The organism is Paenibacillus lautus NBRC 15380, assembly GCF_004000945.1.
Classification (GTDB): Bacteria; Bacillota; Bacilli; order Paenibacillales; family Paenibacillaceae; genus Paenibacillus_AQ; species Paenibacillus_AQ lautus.
Map to the genome: position 1 here is coordinate 1 of NZ_BIMF01000038.1, position 22,824 is coordinate 22,824.

The following is a 22,824-nucleotide window of genomic DNA, read 5'->3' on the forward strand; positions in this document are numbered from 1 at the left end:
AAATTTCTGGAATTATGATTACAGAGGAACAATTTCGGCTCGAGCCTATGCTTTCGATGGGAGTTTTCCGATGGAAAACTTTCGGGCGACCGCATTCGCTTTTCCGAAATCGATACGCCCTCTACGCTGGTCCGCGTGGGTCCACCCAAAAAGCCTCCCCCCTTGGTTTGGGGGGGAGAGAGGAAGCGCAGCGCAGCAGAGCATGCGCAGTTACATAAACCAAGCAAAAGAGCCGTTCGGGGCACACATCCCGAACGGCTCTTTTGCTTTTACCCCCAGCCTCAACCATCGGCAGGACAGAAGTAATCACCCGCACGGGTATGGTTTGGGGGCTTGTAGGGAGGCCAAGCTTGGCGTAAAGCAGCGAGGGCACACCTTGGCGACGAAGCACGGCATTGCCGTCTTCGAATGCCAACTGGTTCAGCTTCAACGGAGCAGGCGGAATTGTTCTGGAGAAGCGTGAGCGGTCCCCTTTATCCCCGGATTTCAACATTGTTTCATTCATTCAGAAGAAATCCGGGGGTAACAGGGATCGGAAGAACAATCCGCATGCGGAGTGATGAACCATCCTCTTTTTTTGGCTGTGTATTTTCAGTTATGAATTTCGGTTGGCAGCGATTAGCCGATCGTGACAAGTTAACACCTCATGAAACACCCGTCGTAACCTCATGACATAATTACTGACGTCCATGCCCCAACACAACATCATATTACCATAAATAGTAATGATCCTCGCCTACTCAGTCCCTCCTCCGGGAATTACAATTTGTAGTAACCAAGGAGATTGAATCAATAGAAAGGGGGAGACGAGTCGATGAAACCCACGATAGAACCATCGCCGGCACCGTATAGAGAGATGAAGAAAAAACGAGGGTACTGGGGCCGCTTAGGGTCGGACATATGGAAAGAGTGGGATCTTTATCTGCTGCTCGTACCGGGCATCTTGTTCATTTTACTGTTCAAATACACGCCGATGTACGGCATTACGATCGCATTTAAGGATTTCAACATATTTACCGGATTTGCCGACAGCCCGTGGGTGGGATGGAAGCACTTCGAGAAGCTGTTTACGTCGCCGGATTTTGCTCAGGTATTCAAAAATACGGTCATCATCAGCTTCCTGAAAATCGTGATCTTGTTTCCGCTCCCCATCATTATCGCCCTGATGCTCAATGAGCTGAGGAATATGGTATTTAAACGCACGGTGCAAACCGTCATCTATTTGCCGCATTTCCTGTCCTGGGTAATTGTTGGCGGATTGTTTATCGATATCCTCTCAACGAACGGAGGAATCGTCAATAAAGTTTTGGTATCCCTGGGCATGGAGCAGATTGCGTTTTTTCTGGATAACAGCGTGTTCCGCAGCGTGCTGATCACCTCGGCAGGCTGGAAGGAAACGGGCTGGAGCACCATCGTATATTTGGCAGCGTTTACAATGATAGACCCGATGCTGTATGAAGCGGCGAAGATCGACGGGGCCGGACGATGGAAGCAGCTGTGGCACATTACGCTGCCGGGGATCGCCCCGATTATTGTCCTGATGTTCATCCTGCGGCTCGGGAACGTGCTGGAAGCGGGAACGGAACAGATTCTCGTCATGTACAATCCGGTCGTGTACCAGGTGTCGGATGTCATCGGAACCTATGTATACCGGCAGGGTCTCGGTAACCAGGATTACAGCTTCTCGACAGCGGTTGGTTTGTTCGAAGCCGTAATATCCTTCACATTGGTCATCATGGGCAATGCCATGAGCAGAAAATACTTACAGCGCGGGATCTGGTAAAGAAAGGGTGGCGCAAATGGATCACAAAAAAGCTTTGGAAGGAACAAACACCACCCGAGGTGTCATCCAAACGTCGTTTTCGGAAAAATGCTTCTCGGTATTCAATTATGCTTTTTTCATCTTGATGGGTTTAACGACCCTGCTTCCTTTCATGAACCTGATCGCGAAATCCTTGAGCAGTGAGGGAGCCGTCATATCGGGCCAGGTTGGACTGCTCCCGGTCGGGGTTCAATTCGATACCTACAAGTATGTGCTTCAGGATTCCATGTTCTTGAATTCGCTCAAGGTGTCCATCTTTCTGACGGTGATCGGAACGGCCTGCAGCCTGTTTCTGACTACGCTGACAGCTTATCCGTTTTCGAAATACCGGCTGCGGGGACGAAAAGGGCTTCTGTTGATCTTCGTATTCACGATGCTCTTTAGCGGCGGACTGATTCCGACTTACCTGCTCATGCAGAATTTGAATCTGGTGAACTCCTTCCCGGTGTTATTCCTGCCGGCAATGGTGAACGTGTACAACATGCTCATCATTAAAAACTATTTCGAGGGGCTTCCGGATGAGCTGGAGGAGTCCGCCAAGCTGGACGGCGCGGGGAATATCCGGATCTTGGTCTCGGTCATTGTGCCGCTCTCGCTTCCCGTCATGGCAACGATTGGATTGTTCTTTGCGGTCGCTTTCTGGAATGACTATTTTGCGGCGATGATCTACATTACCGATCCGGCAATCAAACCGATGCAGCTGTACCTGAAGGAACTGCTGGTTTCGTCCAGCGGGGACTTCCTGAAGGATAATGTCGACGCCGCGATCAACGCAACGCCGCAGTCCATTCAAGCTTCCTCGATCCTGCTGGCAACGATCCCGATTTTGCTGGTGTATCCATTCCTGCAAAAGTATTTTGTCAAGGGCGTGCTGGTAGGTTCGGTTAAAGGATAGGGTCATCCGACCTTACTTTATAAAGGTGGTGATGCGCTTCGTATTGCTCAGATGGCAGAATTCATTGAATTTCTCAATCACAAGGAGGGTTATCCATGATCAAGATTAAAAAATCCGCGGTACTGGCCGGGATTCTCGGATTCACGCTGGCACTGTCCGGATGCGGCGGCGGGGGAGGCGGCACGACGGACACGCCGGCGGCTCAACCATCGGACACACCGGCAAGCACCCCGAAAGATGAGGGGAACAAAGACACAACGGCTGAAAAACCGGGGCTGCGCATGATCATGCAATATGGATTGTTTGATCCGAAGACTGAATATGTGGCCAAGTACATCCAGGAAAGAACCGGATTCAATGTGGAATACGAACTGCTGCCGGCCGAGAACGCGGATGAGAAGCTGAACCTGCTGGTATCCAGCAAAGATAACTATGATTTGGTGAAATTGAATGCAGCCCAATTCTACAATCTGGCCTCTGCGGGAGCGCTCGAGCCGATCGATGAGCTGCTTGAGTCTCATGGAAATTATATTAAACAATCCATAAAACAAGAGTCCTTTGGCAGTGCAACGATCGATGGGAAGATCTTCGGTATTCCAGAGACGGGGGCTGGCGTAAGCATCGGCGAGGCGCTCGTCGTCAGACAAGACTGGATGGATGAGCTGGGTTTGTCCATACCTACGAACACCGATGAACTTTACAATGTACTTAAAACGATTAAGGAAAAGAAGAATGTCATTCCGCTCACCATGAGCAAAGAGTCCACTTCCCTTTATGGCGATATTGCCACAACATTTGGCGTTTTGACCGATTGGAAAGAAGTCGATGGCAAGCTGGTTCATCGAGCTGAACAGCCCGAGATGAAAGAATATGTTGCTTATATGAATAAGCTGTATAAAGAAGGCTTGCTCGATACGGAGATGCCAATTAATACCGCACAGAAATCGATTGAGAAGTTCTCAGGCGGTAAAGCAGCGATGTATAAGCTGGCCTGGTGGAATGCCGGGACGACGCTTGCTGCGCTAGAGAAGAACTTCCCGGAAGCCAAGACATCCGTCATTCCTTATCTGAAAGGCAAGGACGGCAAAGCCATGGTCGGGGTTAAAGCGAATACCACTTGGTATGTTGCTATTCTCAAATCCTCCAAGAATAAGGAAGCCGCTATGGATTTCCTCAACGCAAAAATGGAGCCTGAGACGTTTAAGGGCATCGCGCTGGGTAAAGAAGGCGTTCATCATGAAGTGAAGGACGGAAAGTACTATCCGATTCTGCCGATTTTCAATGATGAATTGAATAATGCAAGCAGTTTCCTGACAGGGGTAGACGAAGAGAAGTATCCGATTTATTGGCAAGCACGTGTACGTAAGGATCCTATTCTTCAGGCGCATTTTGAAGAGTTCCAGAAAAATGCAGAAGGCATTATGGTTGTAGATCCGATGTCGACAGCACCGCCAATTGAAGCTGTATCCAAAAATCTGTTGAAATTGACGACCATGTTGGATGACAATGTGCTGCAATTCATTTCCGGAGCGAAGCCGATTGATGCTTACGATCAATTCCTGGCTCAATGGAGAGCCGAAGGTGGAGCCGATATGGTGACCGCAGCAAATGAATGGTTTCAATCCACGAAGTAAATGATTCTATGTGAAAAAGCAGTCTGCACAAGCAGCTGCTTTTTCAAAATGAATTCGTAAAGGGGGTGTCGGTTGAATTTATATTATCGTGATCGTTCATTCTGAATAAAAGAAGGGTGGTATTCCTTGATGTATCGATTATTTCGCAGGCGGATCGCGCTGTTTCTCAGTTTGTCGCTGATCGTTTCCCTCATCGTTCCGGTTGGTTCCTCCGCGTTCGCGGATAACGAAATTTCCCCGGTTCAAAGCGCGGGTCCCGAACCGGTTACCCTGATCTCCCAAGGCGGAGAGAGTTTGGAGTTCACGGATATCAACGTAGCGGGCGACACGTTGGAAGGGAATAACGACTATTTGGCGCTGTATACCAGTGGCGCAACGGTTACGGGTTCCGTATATACCGATGAGGTATGGGTGCCTACGCTTCATGTCGCGGTCTCCGTGGATGCGGGTGGTAAAGTACTGGATATCGTTGGACCGGACGCTGATCCTCCGACTTCTTGGCCTCCAGGCACGCTGCTGCCGATTCCGGCCGGTGGTTACGTTGTAGTGGCTGGCGGCACCAATACGTGGGATCAATCCGTTTTTCAGAAACCTCTCTTCAATCATAACAAAACGGGAGATTCGGTGAAGCTGATGCAAGCGGGCAAAGAAGTGACTGCAGCTGATTTCCTGCCGGAGCAGCCGGGACCGGGTCCGGGGCCGGATCCGCTGCCACCCGAGCTGCATCTGATTACCGAAAATGATACGACCGTGGATATTCCGGTCATTGAGATTGCGGGTTTTGTGGCGAACTATGCCGCGGATCAGGATTTAAGCGTAACTGTTAATGGCGATGAGACTGCGCTTACGGCGGATGGCGTGTTTCGCACGAATATTTATTTGGAGCCGGGTCCGAACGCGGCTGAGGTAAAGCTGTTCAAGGGAGAAGGCGAATTGGCCGTTCAAACGCTGAACATCGTGTACGAACCGATCGAGAATCAGGATTATATTGAAGTCGAAGCGGCGCCGAAGGATATTACGATCGACATCGAAGGTCCGCGCAAGAAGCTGGACTACGTCGACAAGGATGTCACGGGCGTGCCGAACATCGTGGCGGTGTTTACAAGGGATTATGGCAGCTCCATCACGATTCCCCAGACGAATGTCGCCGTGCAGGTGGATGCCAACAACCGCGTATTGCAGGTGATCAATCCTTCGATCAACGGCAAGCCGCCGGTATGGACCGGACCAACCGAGCTTGAAATCCCCGAAGGCGGTTATGTGCTGATGGCACAGGACAACAGCTACGCAGGCAATAACATCAAGCGCTATTTGGCCGAGAATTTTAAGGTCGGGGACATGATCAAGCTGCGCAAGAACGGGGAAGTGGTTCAGGTACGCGACATCATGAGCGGCAATGGCCTCATTGCACGGCTTACGCTGGATAATCAGGCGATGTATACCGTAACGGAAGGCAGCACCGCTATCACGGGTCGCATCGACAACATGGACGACATTACCGCGATCAAACTTCTTGTGAACGGTAACGAAATTCCTTTTGAAGCAGATGGTACCTTCACCCATAACTTTGCGCTAACAAACGGCACCAATTATATCGAAGTCAAAGTGTTGAAAAATGACGTTGAGCAGGATGTGCGTCATCTTGCAGTGTTTGCAAGACCTGATTTTTCCCCGGACAAAGAAGTCATCCTCTGGGTAGACCAGGCTTCCAATGCCAGAAAGTTTAAAACGAGCGAGGATGTTTTGGCATTCTTGCAAAAAGCCAAGGAAACGGGCGTTACCTCGGTCGCATTTGATGTGAAGGGCGTTGAAGGTTATGTCTCGTACAAGAAGAACGATTTGACGGGCAGACCTTACGTCAGCGAGATCAAGGCACCCGAAAAAGCAGGCGCAAGTCCGGATCTTGATCTGCTGCAGGAGTTCATTGATCACGGTCATGCACTGGGATTAGAGATTCATGCGGCGATCAACGTGTTTGCCGAAGGATCGATTGCCCATAACGAGTATGCGGTTTTGAACGATCACCTCGATTGGGAGGAACGTGTATATTTCGCGGAGAACAATGGCGAGATCAAGCGTCTGCGCGAAAGCAAAAAGCAGGGCTTGGTAGCCTTCGTCAACCCGTCCAATGACGAGGTTCGCAATTATCAGCTCAGAACATTTGAGGAAATCATTAAGAATTACGATGTGGACGGCGTTGTCCATGACCGGAGCCGGTATGACAACGAGGGGGCCGACTTTAGCGACGAAACCCGCGTGAAGTTCGAGCAGTTTTTGCAGGCCCGGGGCAAGCAGCTGGTCAATTGGCCAAACGATATCTTCTACTATGAAAACAATGTTAGGATATACGGCGAGCTGATTCAGGACTGGTGGGAATTCCGCTCGGGCACGATTCAGAGCTTCTTCGGCGAAGTGAAGGATCTGGTGGATTCCTATGAAGTTTCAACAGGCAGGAAGATTGAGGTATCCTCTTATGTTGGATCCTGGTATGAAACGTATTATTTGAACGGCGTGAACTGGGGCAGCAAGAACTTCCGGTTTGATCCCGCGCTCGGCATGCCGGACGAATCGGTGTATACGCCGGAATATTATCAAACCGGGTATATCGAGTATTTGGATTTTCTGATGATCGGGGCTTATCAAACCACCAGCCAGGAAATCCAGAAATATATTACGCTCGGCAATATCGTAACGAATGGTGAAATTCCGCTGTATGCAGGCATTGCCATGAACAATGTGCAGGCGCCGGCCGTACAGCGCGAAGTGTTCCAGGCGGGGCTGAAGTCCACGAACGGCCTGATGCTGTTTGACGCATCCCAGGTCAACTGGCCGATCGCGGCGGCTGCTCTCCAAGATAAGGAGTGGGTGAAGGATTACCAGCTCGGCATGAGCTTGCCGGGAAGTCCGGATTCGTTCCTTGAAGGCAATTTCTATAATATCAACCGAATCGAGGGCAACGTCAACGTGATGACGGAAGCTTTTGGATACTCCACGGGCACGAACCGCTTTGGGGTTGAAGTGGTTGTGGATAACACGGGTCATGTGACGCGCGTAGTCAACCGGAACCAAGCGATCAACTGGAGCTGGGGAGCGCCGGAAGAGAATAACAGCGTTATTCCGCAGGGGGGTTTTGTCATTTCCACCCTGGACCCGTCAGGCACAAGAACGCTGCGTCAGCTTGTGGCCAATGCCTACAACACCGGGGATCAGGTTCGTTCAGCCGTATTAAGCGGGCTGATGGATGACGAGGGCAAAGAAACGCGCGACAGCCAGCTTGGGCTGCAAGGGCTGGTGGAAGTTCTCGGGCCCGGCCAAGCGGCCGTGAAGGTGAACGGTACCGATGCGACACTGTCGGCGAAAGGTGAATTCACAGCTAATGTGCCTCTGCAAACGGGCGTCAATTCGATCACCGTGGACGTATTCGTTGACGAATTCAAAACGAACAGCAAAACGTTCGAGGTGATCCGGACCTCTACGGGAGACGGCGGGTCCGATCCGGGTTCTCCGGGCGGCGGGTCCGGTTCACCCGGTGGAGGATCGACAACACCACCTCCTAAACCGTCAGAGTCCGAGCGCTTGAGCATCAAGAAAGAGACAGCACCGGGCGGCGGGACGGTCATCGTAGCGGATGCGAGCGAGAAGGGCATGCTAAGCGAGGTGGAACGGCTCAGCAAGCTGCCGGCGGCTTCACGCGTGCTTACGTATTCGGTGACCGACGCTTCGGATTCCGTTGCTCTTCACTTGCCGGTTCAAGGACTGAGCGCTGCCGTGAAAGACCTGCCGGGGGGCTCCATCGTGTTGGAATCCTCCCAAGGCCGATTGGAAATTCCGCTGCAGTCGCTGACGGAAGCTATGCAACAGCGGGGGACGGCGGAAAGTCTGCAAATTCGCATCGGTTTAGCTTCGAAAGAAGAAGAGGATCGTGTGAAGGCAGCGTTGGAGGCAGGAGCCTCCGTACTGGATGCATCGCTTTCCATAAACTTAGCTTGGAAACAGGGTGATACGTTATCTGTGCTTCCGGCACTGAAAGGACCTTACGCGAAGTTTACCAAGTCCCTGTCCAGTATCGCCAGCCCATCTCAAACGACGGTGCTGCGAACGGATTCGGCATCCGGCAAGCTGGTCTTCGTACCGGCGCTCATTCGCACATCGAATGGTAAATCCCAAGCGGAGTTTAAATGGAGGGAAAGCGGGATTTATTCCGTTGTCTCCCATGAGAAGACGTTTGAGGATTTAAGCAGCCATTGGGCGCGCGAGGACGTTTCACTGCTGGCTTCGAAACATTTAATTGAAGGACTGAGCGACACGCGATTTGGTCCGAACGAGCCGATCACGAGAGCCCAGTTCACGGCGATGCTCGTCCGTGCACTCGGATTGAAGGATCAGGGAGCCGAAGCGGGCTTCCAGGACGTGAAGGCAAACGATTGGTATGCAGCCGCTGTGGCTACGGCAGTGGAGCATGGACTTATCGAAGGCTTCAGCAATGATACGTTCCGTCCGAACGAGGGGATTACCCGTGAGCAGATGAGTGTCCTGCTGCTCCGTGCACTGAAGCTTGCCGGTACGAATCTGGAGACAGGAGATTCGGATTCCATATTGGAAGGATTCAAGGATCGTGACCGCATTGCATCCTGGTCTGAAGAGGCCGTGACGGCTATCGTCAAATCAGGATTGATGGAGGGACGTTCTTCTGACCGATTCGTTCCGGAAGCCCATTCTACCCGGGCTGAAGGCGCGGTCGTACTAACCCGAATGCTGCAAATGGCAGAATTCATTAACCGTTAAAGTCAAAGACCCGTTCGATACGATCGAACGGGTCTTTGTTATGTATTTGGCCCTGGAAATTGCACAGAAGTAACGATCTATCAAATACGGATAAATTATCGATCCGTATCGTTAGTAATTATTTTTTATTCTTAAGTAAACCCATCTAAGAATCAACAGTATAAGCAAGGAGGTTGTTACGTACCAGGGAGTTGCGTTACCAACAAATCTGCCGAGCAGGAAAACAGCGATAAATAGAAGGATAAACATAACAACTGCCAGAGACTTAACGATGAAGATTGTTAATTTATCCATAAGATAGCTCTCCAAAATAATGAGTCATCAAGTAAAAGTTGAATTAGAAGAACCAATTAAATCTAATCCCGGTAGCTATAAACAAAACAATCCAACCCCACAGAACCAATAATCGAAAAGGGCGCGGGATAATTAAATACTCCGAATACAGTTTTAATATAACCTTCAACAAATTACCCCCTTTTTGATTGTGTGACTGTAGTGACAAATGGGGTTATAGTGCGTCGCGAATTCGGAGGCCATCCACCCAGCCTTCAGTTGAATAGTTTCATCATCAGTCGCGGGATATATAACACGGCCCGATCCCTGCATCGGGCTTGCAGGAGGCATGGCATGATATTGGACTAATGCACATTCTGATCATCATTGCCGAAATGCCCTGTCTAAGGGCATCTATATACATAAACTGTACCATTCCACAATGCAAGGAGGTTAATATCGATGAGTTACGATAAATGCTGTCACGGAGGATATGGAACTTCAGTAGGCATTGTCTTGGTATTATTTATCCTGTTGGTGATTGTATTAAGCACTTTCTGGATTTAAACCATGGCTAAGCATCCTTGTTTAGTCCCCTTTAACTTGATTTGTGCTGCGTCCGGATAACACAGCGTGCCTATGTTAAGGGGGAAAACTTCCCCCTCTGAGCTTTACTTAGCTCAATGAACGCTCTTCAATACCACGGAACAATCCTTTAGGAATGTCCGGCATGTCGACCGGCACGCGATCCCCGCGATTCCTATTCCAGAGCCTCTTGGATTTGCTCCAGCATATAGCTGGCAAACGCGACGAGTTCACCCGGTGCGGAATCCGCAGGAATCTGGGCTCCGCCGCTATATTGATGCATGGCATGCTCTATAATCGGGTGATAATTGGAAGGAAGCGTGCGCAGGCCCCATTCACCGCCTTCTTTTTTGGAGGCAACCACGCCGTCCTTCAGATAGTACAGCACCCGGCACAGGTTTAGCGTGTAGTACATAGGGGAGCCAGTGATGTCTTGTACCGAACCCTTCACGTCATGGAGAATGGCTTGTATGTAATGCTCCCGGTCAACGGGTGTAAAGACCTCTTGAACCGGTTTGCCGTACAGGGTAATGCCCCGATAATAGATCACGGTGTAATGGGCGGCCAGGTCGGCGTCTTGGAATCCGCCGCATAAGTAATCGTCATCGGTCAGGTACTTCTCGCGATGAAAGGCGGAATAGTGGAACTCGAATGGAGGCGGATAGACAAGCTCCTGCAGACTGGATTCCAGGACAAGGCTGAGCTCCAACCCCTGCCGATTGGGCATACCATCGTGGAACGCTATGATTTTCTGGGCCAGCCGTCTCATATGATCCCGGGTCAGCTTGTCCGCTACCACAAGCAGCAAATCGATATCGCTTGTATCCGGGTTGAAGCAGCCCATAGCTAAAGAACCATGTAAGTAAATGCCGACCAGATTGCCGCCAAGCTCCTTCTTAAACAAGTCGACCGCTTGATCCAAAACCCATTGCGTATCCAAATCGAAACCCCACCTTCAAACTGTATGATATTCATCCATTATGTTCGGACATTCTTTTCTTTGTCAATAAATCGATCCGTTTGTCCGTTTATATTTGCAATTGCGGCAGGGAGCCTAAGGCAAGCAGGGGAATTGGACGTACATATCGAAGTGAACACGTGACTATGTTTTGTTGAAAGGACGGAGTTATGGATACTTTTTATGCTGACCAACCAAGCCATATTGAAGTATATGCAATTAAGAATTCGGACCAAATTCGCGATGAGACGTTCCGTGCCTTGTTCAAGACGTTATCGCCCGATCGACAGGACTATGTGTCCAAATTCAGAAGAGCGAGCGATTACCAGCGATCCGTGCTTGGTGATGCCATGGTCTATCGAATCCTTCGGGATAAGCTGGGTCTAGATCCGAAGAATATAGAAATCGTAAGGAACGCATATGGCAAGCCATTCTTAAAGAATCATGACAACCTGCATTTTAACGTCTCCCATTCCGGGCATTGGATCGTGTGCGCCGTTAGCCACGAGCCGGTTGGGATTGATGTGGAGAAAATAGAGGCCATCGATATGGATATCGCCAAACGCTATTTCCATAAAGCCGAGTTTAATGCCTTGTTACACTGTGCTCCTTCCGTTCGGCTTTCCCGCTTCTTTGATCTATGGACGTTAAAGGAAAGCTATATCAAGGCCGTTGGCAAAGGCCTGCATTTGGCGTTGGATTCTTTTGCTTTGGCGCTGCAAGACGGCGAGTGGGATCCTATTGTTGGGGAGGACGGAGAGACCTACTATTTTAAACAGTATGCGGTGGAAGAAGGTTACAAGCTGTCGGTGTGCGGCATTAGCCGTCATTTCCCTAAGAACGTCCATTTCGTAACTGCTGAGGAGTTATGAACGGGACTAGAAAAAAACCAGCCTGAGGACGATGCCCTTGAGCTGGTTTTTTGCATTTCTATTGTAGCTGATGATCAGACAGGCCGCAGTGCCGGCCATGCCAGCTCGATGCCTTCGCTAACGAGCCTTTGCTGGAAGCTGGCCAGCCTTTCTTCATCGCTGCGCACATCCGTCGGCAGAATATCATGGTCCAGGCAATAGCTGACGCAGTATCCGGCGGCCTCGCCGATGTTCCACTCTACGGGATGCAGCCGGTAGCAGCCGTTCGTAATGTGGGTGACCCCGATGTTTTTGCTGGCAGCCAGCACATTCTTCATCCGTTTCGGAATTAAGCTGCCCAGCGGGATTTGAAACGGCAGGGACGAGATATCAATGTAAGGGCGCTCGCCCGTGCTCGGATGCAGATCGATCCGGTAACAGCCGATACCGACGGAATCAGGGAACGTTTCCGAAGCTCCGTCCGGCCGCGATTCGGTTGCCACATGCTGCTCCAGCACCGTGAACTCGGCCTGAATTCTTCTCGACTCACGGATATAAGGATACATCGCCATGCCGTCTTCCGTTCCGACCACATCGGGACGCAGGCGTAGACCCGGGTAACCCTGCCCGCCGTCCGGCCGCGGCACCTCAGTCTGCAGCCAATACAGCAGGGACAAGCTAAGCTGCTTGGCTTGATAGATATGATGGTCAGCCTCTTCCTTCGGAACATCGATAATGGAGCCCAGCCAGTAGTCGTTCTGCGGCCAGTTCACTAGAGACACCGAGCTTTCGAACGTACCTTCGGCGAAATGCTTGGGATCCAGGATTTGCCTGTATTGATAGAGCGGGAACTTGCCGTGTCCCGGGAATATCTCATACTCGATCGGCTCATTCGTGGACGGCTTGACGGCGGTCAGGCTTAACAGTTTATCCGGCCAGAATTCGGGTTTATACTCCCGCCAAAAATCGTAAAGGGCAGGCTTCTCGATGGTGTGGTCCTCACCCTCCAGATAATCCACGGCAAAACAATACGTGAAGCCCTGCATGTCCTGCGGCAGCGGATCGCCGTCAACGGCATGCGGTTCCCCTGTCTGGGACTTGGACTCGGCGCCGGTAACATACTCGATACCCGCCAGCGGAAGCAAATCGCCGAGCTCGGTGGCATCCACGAAGAACGGGGCGCGGAGCGCGATTTGATCCTGCGTTTCAAGATGACGAACGGTTACGCTGTTCACGCGATCCCCTGAAACGTCGGCAGACTCCGCCGCATACTGATACAGTATCGTAAGCCGTCCGCTGTGAATGTACGGGGCCAGCATTTGATGCAGCACGGCGAGAGCCGTACGCGGCTCATGGCACAGCCGGCTGACGATGCCGCTGCCGGGGTTCAATTGCACATTGGATCTGGCCTTGGGAGTCATGGGGAAAAAATCGCGGTAGTACTGGCGGACACCTTCGCGGAACTGCCGGTAGCTGCGCGTGCAGCCAAAGGATTCAATCCACGGATGCTCGTCGGGCGGAACCGCCTGGCTGGTTAGCTGTCCCCCGATCCAAGTGGTCTCTTCGGTCATGATGACCGTCTTTCCTGATTTAGCGGCGGCAAGTGCGGCGGCTGTTCCTCCGGTCCCGCCGCCGAGAATGACGATATCGGCCTGCATTTCTCGTATCATTGACAGATTCTCCTTTTGGGATAGTTTCATAAATGATCAACAAGATCAGCACAACAAGTGACTATTTCTAATTGTAGATGCTTACCCTTAGGAAAAGTACGGGACACAGGTGACCTTTTTTGGTAATCTGATGCCGTTTTGCAAGATTTATTGTCCGGTTTTGTATTTGCCGCGATATTGCCCGGGTGTCATCCCCTCCAGCTTACGGAAGGACCGGATAAAGTTCTGCGAATTGTTGTAACTCAGCTTCTCCGCAATATCCTTAATGGGCATATCGGTTTCGACAAGCCATTTTTTGGACATTTTGAAGCGGTATTGGGACAGGTATTCGCTGAAGGACATATTGGTTTCTTTCTTGAACACGCTGCTTAGATAAAAATTGTTGTAATGGAGGCGCGAAGCACATTCCTCGAGCGTAATATTACGGTCAAACTCATTGCGGATGATCTCGATCATCTGCTCGGAGAGATTCTGGTATTGAGAGTCCTGGCGATCCCGGAATACACTCACCATCGGCCGGATAATCCGGGATTTAAACCAGCTTTCGATATCGGGATTGGTGTAGAGCCGAAGAAGCTCCTCCACGAGAGAGCTGTCCCGGATGTCTAGCTGCTCCAGCATGATGCCATTCTCCTGCATCACGATCATCAGATCATTCAACAGCCGGATGAGTGAGATTTGATAATCATGCGGGGTCCGATCCTTGCGAAACACTTCGTGCAGCCACTGCTTCAGAAGCTCTACGGCCCGATCTTCATCAGCCAGCTTGATGGCATCAATCAGCTCGTTCTCCACCTGCATCGGGTAGAAATAGACCCGGGTATGCTTGCCGGAGTTCAGGCTGAAATAAGGGATAATGACGCCGGTACCCAGCTTGATGCGGTGTTTAAGGGCTTCAAGCCCTTCTTGGTAGGCGCGTGACGTTTTGGATAGGTTCTCGTATGGTAAACTGATGCCAATGCTGACCTCCAGATCGAGAAAACTGCGCGTCGTCTTCTGGATCTCCTCCGATAACGTATAGATATAGTCATTGAATTCTTCCAGCGTGATACCGCCTCGTCCGATAAGCGTAACTTGCGTGAGATCGATAATGACAGAGGGGAGACGATGGGAGGAGGGGATCATCTCCTCGATGATATTGTTGACGGCAAAGAGCAGCAAATCCCTATCCTTGCGTTCATAGCGGGTTTCGTCCAGCATGTCGATCTGGAGGGTGAATACCGCCAGCTGTTCCCATGCGGACACTTGCTCCTTGAAGCCGAACAGCTCGATCTGTTCGATTACTTCGGGCGGACTGATCTTGCCCAGGAACAGTTTATGGAGGAAAAAGGTGCGTACCTGCTGACTGGTCTGCCGAAGCTCGCTGCGGAGCTTGGTATTCGAATGGAACATATCCCGGATATGTTCGTCGATGATTTGCAGCTCGCTCTTTTTATTCGCTTGAATTTCCGGCAGACGCTCCACGATATTTTCGAATATGTGCCGGATGGGCGTGTACATCTTCCGGGTTCCAAGCCATACCAGCAGAACGCTGAAACCGATCATCAGCAGGCAGATATACAGCGTAAACCAGCCGATGGAGCGGGACTCCTTGGTAATGGCGGACATTTCGGTAAAGGAGGCATACAGCCAGCCGTTAAAATCGGACCGGACGTACGTAACGGACACCGGCTTGTTGTCAATCTTCGTCTCGAACTGCCCCGATTTATTGTCAAAATGGTCCAGCTCCGCCTCCGCATACCCGGTATCGGTCAGATATTGCCCAAGCTTTCCTTGCTCGGGATGTACGACGATCCGGTAATTGTGGTCCAGAACCATCACCTCCCGGGGTTCGGAAGGCGTATCCATCATAGCCGCGAGACTGCAGCTGGGAATGGTGGCGAGTGCGACGCCCCGGGCGCTGGAGGAGGAGAGCGGCATTTTCTTCACAAGCGCAATCGTGTAGGGGCAGGCATAACTGAGCGTATCGCTGGACCCGAGGGATTCCGTCTCGAGCATCACCCAATTGGAGTTCCCTTGAAGCTCCATGAGCGTCAGCAGCGTATCCTTGGAAGCATATTCATTGAATTCGTACATGCCCCGGTTATTAATCAGCCAGTTGGTTGTCGTATTCGCAAGGATGACATCCGTAACCTTGGTTTCGGGAGATTGCAGCAGACTCATCTCTTCTCTCAGTTTATTATACAATTGGAAGTCATAGTAAGACAGGGGCCGATACAATGCGCTTTGCAGAATATTGGAATTAATGACGTAATTCAGTGTATAGTCCACGGTCCGCAGCACCTGTTCGAGATTGCTGTTCGTTTGATTCATAATCTGGATATTGCTGCTGTTTACGTGGTTTTGCACGGAAGTGGATGATTTCATGAACGAGAAGAAGCCGAGGGCCACAAGAGGAATGATGCTGATGAAACAGCCGAACAGGACCATTTTAGAATAAAAGCTACTTTTTGGATGCAATAGGTACACCTTCCTGTTTAACAAAGTGTATAATCATTGTATGGGCAACCCGGGTTACATTCAATAATCATTTCAAAAAGAATAATCACTGTATTTGATCATCATGGCTTGTCATGAAAAAAGATGTACATATGTTAAAATCATCCCAACCACATAGGATCCGCAAGAAACATGGGGGAACGGAGGTAGAACGGATTGATGACCCGTCTGTCAAACTATGTCATTCTTACGCTAGTTATCCTGATGGTGTCGGCTGCGTGCATCAGCATGGCCCGATCATCGGGAGCGGATGGCGGAAGTACGTCTTCTGATCGCAAAACCAGCATTTCGATTATGGCCAATCTGCACACCGCCGAGGTTCCCTCCGATCGGATCGAGAAATGGATAGAGGAAAAAACGGGTGTTCAGCTCAACATTCAGTGGGTACCCGACGGGAGTTATGATGAGAAGGTGTATGCTTCCCTTGCAACGGGGACTTTGCCGCGAGCACTGTATCTTAAGAATGCCGCATCCTTGTCCTATTTCAGGGACGAGATTCGGAGCGGGCTATTCTGGGAAATCGGCCCTTATCTTAAGGACTATCCGAATTTGCAGAGATTGAAGCCCGAGGTTTTGAAGAATACGGCTATCGACGGTAAGCTGTACAGCTTGTATCAGGAACGAGCCTTAGCCCGTTCAGGCATCATTTACCGTAAGGACTGGGCAGATCGGCTGGGGCTGCCGGCACCGGAAACGCTTGATCAATTATATGAAATGTTGAAAGGGTTTACATATGAGGACCCTGACAACAACGGTATCGATGACACCATAGGTTTGACGGATCGCAACGATTTGATCTATGGGGCTTTCAAGACCATCAGCTCCTATTATGGAACACCGAACCATTGGGGATGGTATAACGATTCATTGCAGCCGGAGTTCGCCTTTCCACAGTATATGGAAACGATGAAGTTCTTCAAGAAGCTTCATAGCGAGGGACTGATAAATGAAGACTTCCCGATTACCAGCAAAACCGACCAGCAGGAGCTGTTCGTAACGGGAAAAGCCGGCGTCTATATTGGCGCGATGGGGGACGTCCTGTCCCTGGAGTCAAGGCTGCTGGCGAATGATCCCAAGGCAGTGCTGGATGTTCAGAACCGGATTCTCGGACCCGAGGGGTACAGGATTTGGGCTTCGCAGGGATACGGAACAGTCATCTTGTTTCCGAAGACCGCCATTGCCACGGAAGAGGAGTTGAAGAGTGTGCTTTCTTTCTATGATGCGCTGATGAGTCCCGAGCTTGCGAATCTGATGTATTGGGGAATCGAAGGGACCCACTATACCGTTCAAGATAACAAAGCGATGGCGGTGGATGCTTTTGAGCTGAGGGAAAAGGACGTAAAGCCTTACCAGGCTTTGATGGCCGGAGGCTTCAGCACCATACCGGGCATGCTGCAGCCGGTTAACACGAATCAGGTGAAGGATAAGGCCGAGCGGCTGATTTATGATAACGAAAGTTTCCTCGTCTATGATCCCACCGCACCGCTGGAATCTCCGCTGTATAACGAGATCGGCGTCAGATTGAATGAACGCATGCGGGATGCGACCTATCAATTCATGCTCGGGATGATCGATGAGCAGGCATTTGAGGCCGAGACCGACCGTTGGCTGGAAGAGGGGGGCAGGCAAATTATCGAGGAATATAATACTTCATACCAAAGCACGGTCGGACCATATTTGCATGAGCAATACCGCTAGGGGATGGATATCCCCAGCGGTATTTTTGTTGTGCCATACGTGATCAATCTCATTGACAACATAATCATTAGATTTGATTCCACGGCATTCCATGCCGGACGCGACCGAACTCCCCATATCCAATCTCAGGATTATATACGTACCGGGCTTCCGTCATCTAAGCTGTTTCTTGTCAGTCCATATTCAAATTTAAAACGGAGGTCAGAAGATGAAGAAGAAGAAAGCCAGTACCATTCTGGCAATTGTAACCGCTTTATCCGTGTTGGCGGGCTGTGGCGGCAACTCCGCTCCTGCAGCAACCGGCAGCTCAAATGGCAGTCCAGCGCAAGGCGAGAACAAGATCGAACCGGTAACCATCTCGATTATGGCCAACCTCCATACTCCTGAAGTTCCCTCCGACATGATTGAGAAGCTGCTGGAAGAGAAAACAGGCACCAAGCTTGACATTCAGTGGGTGCCGGACGGCACTTATGATGAAAAGGTGAATGCATCCTTTGCAACCGGAACGCTGCCGCAGGTGACGTACCTGAAGAATGCTGCCTCGCTTGTGAATATGCGTGATGCGATCCGCAACGGGCAATTTTGGGAAATTGGGCCATTGCTGGATCAGTACCCGAACCTCAGCAAGCTGAAACCCGAAGTGTTAAAGAACACGGCGGTGGACGGCAAAATCTATGCGCTGTACCGTGAAGTGCCTTTGTCGCGCCAGGGCATCATTTACCGCAAGGATTGGGCCGACAAGCTTGGGCTCAGCGCTCCGACCAATGTGGACGAGTTCTATAATATGCTGAAGCAGTTTAAGGAGAAGGACCCTGACGGCAACGGCCAAGACGACACCATTCCGCTGACGGACCGGAATGACCTGATCTATGGCGCGTTCAAAACGATTAGCTCGTGGCTCGGCACACCGAATAACTGGGGCGAGAAGGACGGCAAGCTGGCTCCCGAGTTTATGTTCCCCGAATATATGGAGACGATGAAATTCTTCAAGAAGCTTCACCAGGAAGGCCTGATCAATCAGGATTTCCCGGTTACCAGCAAAACCGACCAACAAAATCTGTTCATTACCGGCAAGTCGGGCGTTTATATCGGAGCGATGGGGGACGTATCCAGCCTGCATCCCAAGGTCGTCGAAGTGAATCCGGATGCGGAGCTCGATGTTCAGAATAAAATCGAGGGAGGACCGAACGGCTTCGGGATCTGGTCTGTGCCCGGCTATGGTTCGGTGATTCTCTTTCCTAAAACGGCCATCAAATCGGAAGAAGAGTTGAAAGATGTGCTTGCCTTCATGGATCAGTTGATGAGTCCGGAACTTGGCAACCTCATCTATTGGGGGGTTGAAGGACAGCATCACAAGCTGGAGGAGGGCAAGGTAATCCCTTCGGAAGACACGAAGCTGACTGATCGTGAAGTGAAGCCTTATCAAGCGATGCAGGTCGGCGGACCGTTAACGATTGAAGGATTTTATGAGGCGAAGCATATGCTCCCGGTCAAAGCGAAATCCGAGGAAATGATTATGGAGAATAATGAATACCTCATAGAGGATCCTTCGGCTTCACTGGATTCCAAGACGTTTAACGAAAAGGGCGTACAGCTGCAGGAGATGATTAAAGACGGTACGTATCGATTTATGCTTGGCGATATCGATGAGGCCGGATTCCAGGCTGTCGTGGATAACTGGCTTAAGAGCGGCGGTCAGCAAATCATCGATGAGTTCAACGAATCCTACGAATCTTCCAAATAATGAACATGCCAGCATCCCGAACGGCCGGAGACTGCAATGCTGCAGTCTCCGGCAGGCTTCGGGACAGAAAGGAAGTCTGAGATCATGAGCGAAACCGCAGTGAAGACCGGGATGAGCAAGAGCGCCCCCAAAATACCGGAGACCGGTCGAATGAGAAGAATAATAAAAAACCGGGCGATCTACCTCATGATTCTTCCGGGATTTTTATACTTCCTGATCTTTAAATATATCCCGATGTCGGGATTGATCATAGCCTTCCAGGATTACCAGGCTTATCTCGGCGTTACGGGAAGCCCCTGGGTGGGGCTCAAGCATTTTGAACGGCTGTTTACCGAGCCGATGTTCTTCACGATTTTGGGCAACACGCTGCTGCTGTTTTTCTTGAACCTGGCATTCTATTTTCCCGTGCCGATCATTCTTGCCCTGATGCTCAACGAGGTCCGGCGCGAAGTGTTTAAACGGTTTATCCAGACGCTGGTGTACATTCCCCACTTCATGTCTTGGGTCATTATCGTATCCATTTCGTTTGTCATGCTCTCGATGGACCGCGGAATCATTAATGAATTGCTGGTTATGGCCGGATTCGAAAAAATCAATTTCCTGATGAGCAGCGAATGGTTCAGGCCGATGTATGTCATGCAGATCATCTGGCGGGAGGCAGGCTGGGGCACGATCATCTATTTGGCTGCCATGGCGGCGATTGATCCCGGTTTATACGAAGCGTCCCGGATTGATGGGGCCAGCCGCTTTCGGCAAATGTGGCATATTACGCTTCCTTCGATTCGAAGCGTGATCGTCGTTTTGTTAATTTTGAAAATTGGCGATGTGCTGGAACTTGGGTTCGAACATATCTATCTCCTCTTAAACTCGATGAACCGGGATGTGGCGGAGATATTCGATACGTATGTTTATACCGCAGGTCTTAAGCAAGGACAGTTCAGCTTCAGTACGGCGGTCGGGTTCTTTAAATCGCTGATCGGTCTCATTCTGGTGATGCTGGCCAATGGGCTGGCCAAAAAAGCCGGAGAAGAAGGCATCTATTAATTACAGAAAGGTGGACCGCTATGGTACAAGATAAAACGATATCGAGCCGAATCTTTGATGTCGTGAACTATACGCTGCTGTTGATCATTGGCCTGGTTACCATCCTGCCTTTCCTGCACGTCATCGCCGGATCCTTCACAACCGTGACGGAGCTGGCGCAGAAGCAGTTTGTCCTGTTCCCGACCGTTTGGTCACTTGATGCTTACAAATATGTGTTTTCAACCAATACGGTGTTTCGCTCGCTTGGCGTTTCCGTGGGCGTCACCTTCCTGGGCACCTTGTTCAGCATGCTGTTAACCTGCTTGATGGCCTATGGACTGTCGCGCAGGGATCTGGATGGCCGTAATTTCATTATGTTCATGGTTTTGTTCACGATGCTGTTCAGCGGCGGAATGATCCCCACGTTTCTCGTGGTGAAGGAGATGGGGTTGATCGATACCTATGCGGCGCTGATTGTCCCGACGGCGATCAATGCCTTCAATCTCATCATCATGCGAAACTTCTTTCAGAACCTGCCTGAGGGACTGGAGGAATCCGCGAAGATCGACGGGGCCGGCGATTGGGGCATCCTGTTCCGAATCGTGATTCCGCTGTCGATGCCTGCCATTGCAACCATATCGCTCTTTTATGCGGTGACCTACTGGAACACGTATATGTCGGCGATTTTGTACCTGAATGATGCGGCCAAATGGCCCGTGCAGGTCATTCTGCGGCAGATCGTCATCCTTGCCAGCGGTTTGGCGGCAGACACCTCCGGCATGGACGAATTCGTCCGGCCGCCGGAGCAGACGGTGAAGATGGCGGTCATCGTCATTGCCACGCTGCCGATTCTGTGCGTGTATCCGTTCCTGCAGAAGCATTTTGCGAAGGGTGCGCTGCTGGGATCCATCAAGGGATAGAGAGGGGTGAGGCAAGGTGCTGGAAAAGAAACGGTATGCGCCGATCATTGCCGGCAATTACGCCGACCCGTCGGTCATCCGGGTCGGCGAGGATTATTACATGACGCATTCCTCCTACAAGCTGACGCCCGGACTCGTCATTTGGCATTCGCGCGATCTGCTGAATTGGAGCCGAGTTGGGGCTGCGCTGCCTCATTACGAGGGAGATGTATGGGCACCGGATTTCGTTGCACATAACGGCATGTATTATATTTATTATCCGGCGGGGCGCACGAACTGGGTCGTAACGGCGTCCAATCAGGCAGGACCTTGGAGCAAACCGATCAATCTGGGGATCAAGGGAATCGATCCTGGGCATACAGTAGGACCGGACGGAAAGCGTTATTTGCATATGTCAGGCGGTGATTTTGTAGAGCTTACGGCGGACGGACTCGCGGTCGCAGGCGAAGTCAGACATGTGTATAACGGCTGGCGGTATCCGGACGATTGGGTCGTGGAGGCTTACAGCCTGGAGGGGCCGAAGATTACCGTTCACGAGGGATATTACTATCTGACGGTGGCCGTCGGGGGGACGGCCGGCCCGCCCACAAGCCATATGGCCGTGTCGTCAAGATCCAGAACGCCATGGGGCCCCTGGGAGCACTCTCCGTACAACCCGATTGTTCGTACGGAATCCAGGGATGAGCCCTGGTGGTCCAAAGGACACGCCTCGTTGATCGACTCCCCGGACGGCCAGTGGTGGATGGTCTACCATGCTTATGCGGGCGGGTTCCATTCCCTGGGCAGGCAGACCTTGCTTGAGCCGATCGAATGGACTTCTGACGGATGGTTTCGTGCTGCGGGAGGAAGCCAGAGCCTTTACCGGGGCGATGAGCCAGGTCTTGAAGGAGAAACCAACGCTGTGAATCAAGGAGTATCGTTCAGGGATGCCTTTGACGGTCCTGAGCTGGGTTTGCATTGGCAGTGCGAAGGCGTGGAGCCTTCGACCCGGTTCCGTCCGGGGAATCATGAATTGGTAGCCGAGGCAGCATCCGAGGAGGCAAAAGCTTCTCCGCTGCTCTACATGGCGGGCCATAAGCGTTATTCAGCAGAGGTTGAGATTATTGTGGAGGGCCCGGCAGAAGGCCGCCTGCTGCTCTACTACAACGATGCAGCATATCTTGGTATGGGAGTCAACGAGCGCGGAGTCCGGCATTTCCGGTCATTCAAGGGTTATGGCACGATGCCGAACGATCAGCGCAGGGCATTTTTGCGTTTGGTAAACGATGCTCATATCGTTTCATTCTTTTACAGCTTCGATGGGTTGAAATGGAACCGATACGACAAAGTGGTGGATGTCTCAGGGTTTCATCACAACACGTTTGGCGGGTTTCAGAGCCTCCTCATCGGACTGGATGCTATCGGTAAAGGCAGGGTGATTTTTCGGAATTTTTCATATAACGTCATAAAGAGCTGAAAGAAGGGATA

The 22,824-nt window shown here is 51.1% G+C and carries 15 protein-coding genes; 11 read left to right on the forward strand and 4 right to left on the reverse strand.

Annotated elements, in window-relative coordinates:
* Positions 1–121: 121 nt before the first annotated feature.
* On the reverse strand, positions 122–505 hold the full coding sequence (locus PLA01S_RS30645) for a hypothetical protein (protein ID WP_127596257.1): 384 nt from the start codon (positions 503–505) through the stop codon (positions 122–124).
* Between the two features lie 309 nt (positions 506–814).
* On the opposite strand from PLA01S_RS30645, the gene PLA01S_RS30650 reads away from it, so the two are divergent.
* The 5 genes from PLA01S_RS30650 to PLA01S_RS32760 all read left to right on the forward strand — a co-directional run bounded on the left by PLA01S_RS30650 (position 815) and on the right by PLA01S_RS32760 (position 9,976).
* Positions 815–1,783 carry an ABC transporter permease gene (locus PLA01S_RS30650; RefSeq protein ID WP_174819282.1) on the forward strand — a complete coding sequence of 323 codons (969 nt, stop codon included), beginning with the start codon at positions 815–817 and terminating at the stop codon, positions 1,781–1,783.
* Positions 1,784–1,799: 16 nt separating this feature from the next.
* Positions 1,800–2,717 (forward strand): carbohydrate ABC transporter permease, encoded by a 918-nt coding sequence (locus tag PLA01S_RS30655; RefSeq protein WP_127596259.1) that lies wholly within the window; start codon positions 1,800–1,802, stop codon positions 2,715–2,717.
* A gap of 95 nt (positions 2,718–2,812) precedes the next feature.
* Entirely contained in the window at positions 2,813–4,351 is a 1,539-nt protein-coding gene (locus PLA01S_RS30660; protein WP_127596262.1) for an extracellular solute-binding protein, read from the forward strand.
* A 129-nt stretch (positions 4,352–4,480) separates the two neighbouring features.
* On the forward strand, positions 4,481–9,136 hold the full coding sequence (locus PLA01S_RS30665) for an S-layer homology domain-containing protein (RefSeq protein ID WP_127596265.1): 4,656 nt from the start codon (positions 4,481–4,483) through the stop codon (positions 9,134–9,136).
* A 735-nt stretch (positions 9,137–9,871) separates the two neighbouring features.
* Positions 9,872–9,976 carry a YjcZ family sporulation protein gene (locus tag PLA01S_RS32760; RefSeq protein ID WP_127596271.1) on the forward strand — a complete coding sequence of 35 codons (105 nt, stop codon included), beginning with the start codon at positions 9,872–9,874 and terminating at the stop codon, positions 9,974–9,976.
* 193 nt (positions 9,977–10,169) lie between these two features.
* Here the strand turns inward: PLA01S_RS32760 and PLA01S_RS30680 are convergent, their stop codons facing one another.
* Positions 10,170–10,934: an aminoglycoside adenylyltransferase domain-containing protein gene (locus PLA01S_RS30680; protein WP_127596274.1), complete on the reverse strand. Its 765-nt coding sequence runs from the start codon at positions 10,932–10,934 to the stop codon at positions 10,170–10,172.
* Between the two features lie 188 nt (positions 10,935–11,122).
* Here PLA01S_RS30680 and PLA01S_RS30685 point away from each other — a divergent pair, with 188 nt between their 5' ends.
* The gene (locus PLA01S_RS30685; protein WP_127596277.1) at positions 11,123–11,824 is read left to right on the forward strand and encodes a 4'-phosphopantetheinyl transferase family protein; all 702 of its coding nucleotides are present in this window, start codon (positions 11,123–11,125) and stop codon (positions 11,822–11,824) included.
* A 74-nt stretch (positions 11,825–11,898) separates the two neighbouring features.
* Here PLA01S_RS30685 and PLA01S_RS30690 read toward each other — a convergent pair whose 3' ends face one another.
* Together PLA01S_RS30690 and PLA01S_RS30695 are read right to left on the reverse strand one after the other, a co-directional pair.
* Positions 11,899–13,473 carry an FAD-dependent oxidoreductase gene (locus tag PLA01S_RS30690; protein WP_127596279.1) on the reverse strand — a complete coding sequence of 525 codons (1,575 nt, stop codon included), beginning with the start codon at positions 13,471–13,473 and terminating at the stop codon, positions 11,899–11,901.
* A gap of 147 nt (positions 13,474–13,620) precedes the next feature.
* The gene (locus tag PLA01S_RS30695; RefSeq protein ID WP_174819283.1) at positions 13,621–15,933 is read right to left on the reverse strand and encodes an AraC family transcriptional regulator; all 2,313 of its coding nucleotides are present in this window, start codon (positions 15,931–15,933) and stop codon (positions 13,621–13,623) included.
* A gap of 198 nt (positions 15,934–16,131) precedes the next feature.
* Between PLA01S_RS30695 and PLA01S_RS30700 the strand changes: the two genes are divergently transcribed.
* From PLA01S_RS30700 to PLA01S_RS30720, 5 genes are all read left to right on the forward strand, one after another.
* Complete coding sequence (locus tag PLA01S_RS30700; RefSeq protein ID WP_127596282.1) at positions 16,132–17,670, forward strand: extracellular solute-binding protein; 1,539 nt, start codon at positions 16,132–16,134, stop codon at positions 17,668–17,670.
* 208 nt (positions 17,671–17,878) lie between these two features.
* On the forward strand, positions 17,879–19,414 hold the full coding sequence (locus tag PLA01S_RS30705; protein WP_127596285.1) for an extracellular solute-binding protein: 1,536 nt from the start codon (positions 17,879–17,881) through the stop codon (positions 19,412–19,414).
* A gap of 150 nt (positions 19,415–19,564) precedes the next feature.
* Positions 19,565–20,458: an ABC transporter permease gene (locus tag PLA01S_RS30710; RefSeq protein WP_371860475.1), complete on the forward strand. Its 894-nt coding sequence runs from the start codon at positions 19,565–19,567 to the stop codon at positions 20,456–20,458.
* Positions 20,459–20,478: 20 nt separating this feature from the next.
* Complete coding sequence (locus PLA01S_RS30715; RefSeq protein ID WP_127596291.1) at positions 20,479–21,357, forward strand: carbohydrate ABC transporter permease; 879 nt, start codon at positions 20,479–20,481, stop codon at positions 21,355–21,357.
* Positions 21,358–21,376: 19 nt separating this feature from the next.
* Positions 21,377–22,813 carry a family 43 glycosylhydrolase gene (locus PLA01S_RS30720; RefSeq protein WP_127596323.1) on the forward strand — a complete coding sequence of 479 codons (1,437 nt, stop codon included), beginning with the start codon at positions 21,377–21,379 and terminating at the stop codon, positions 22,811–22,813.
* The last annotated feature ends 11 nt before the right edge of the window (positions 22,814–22,824 follow it).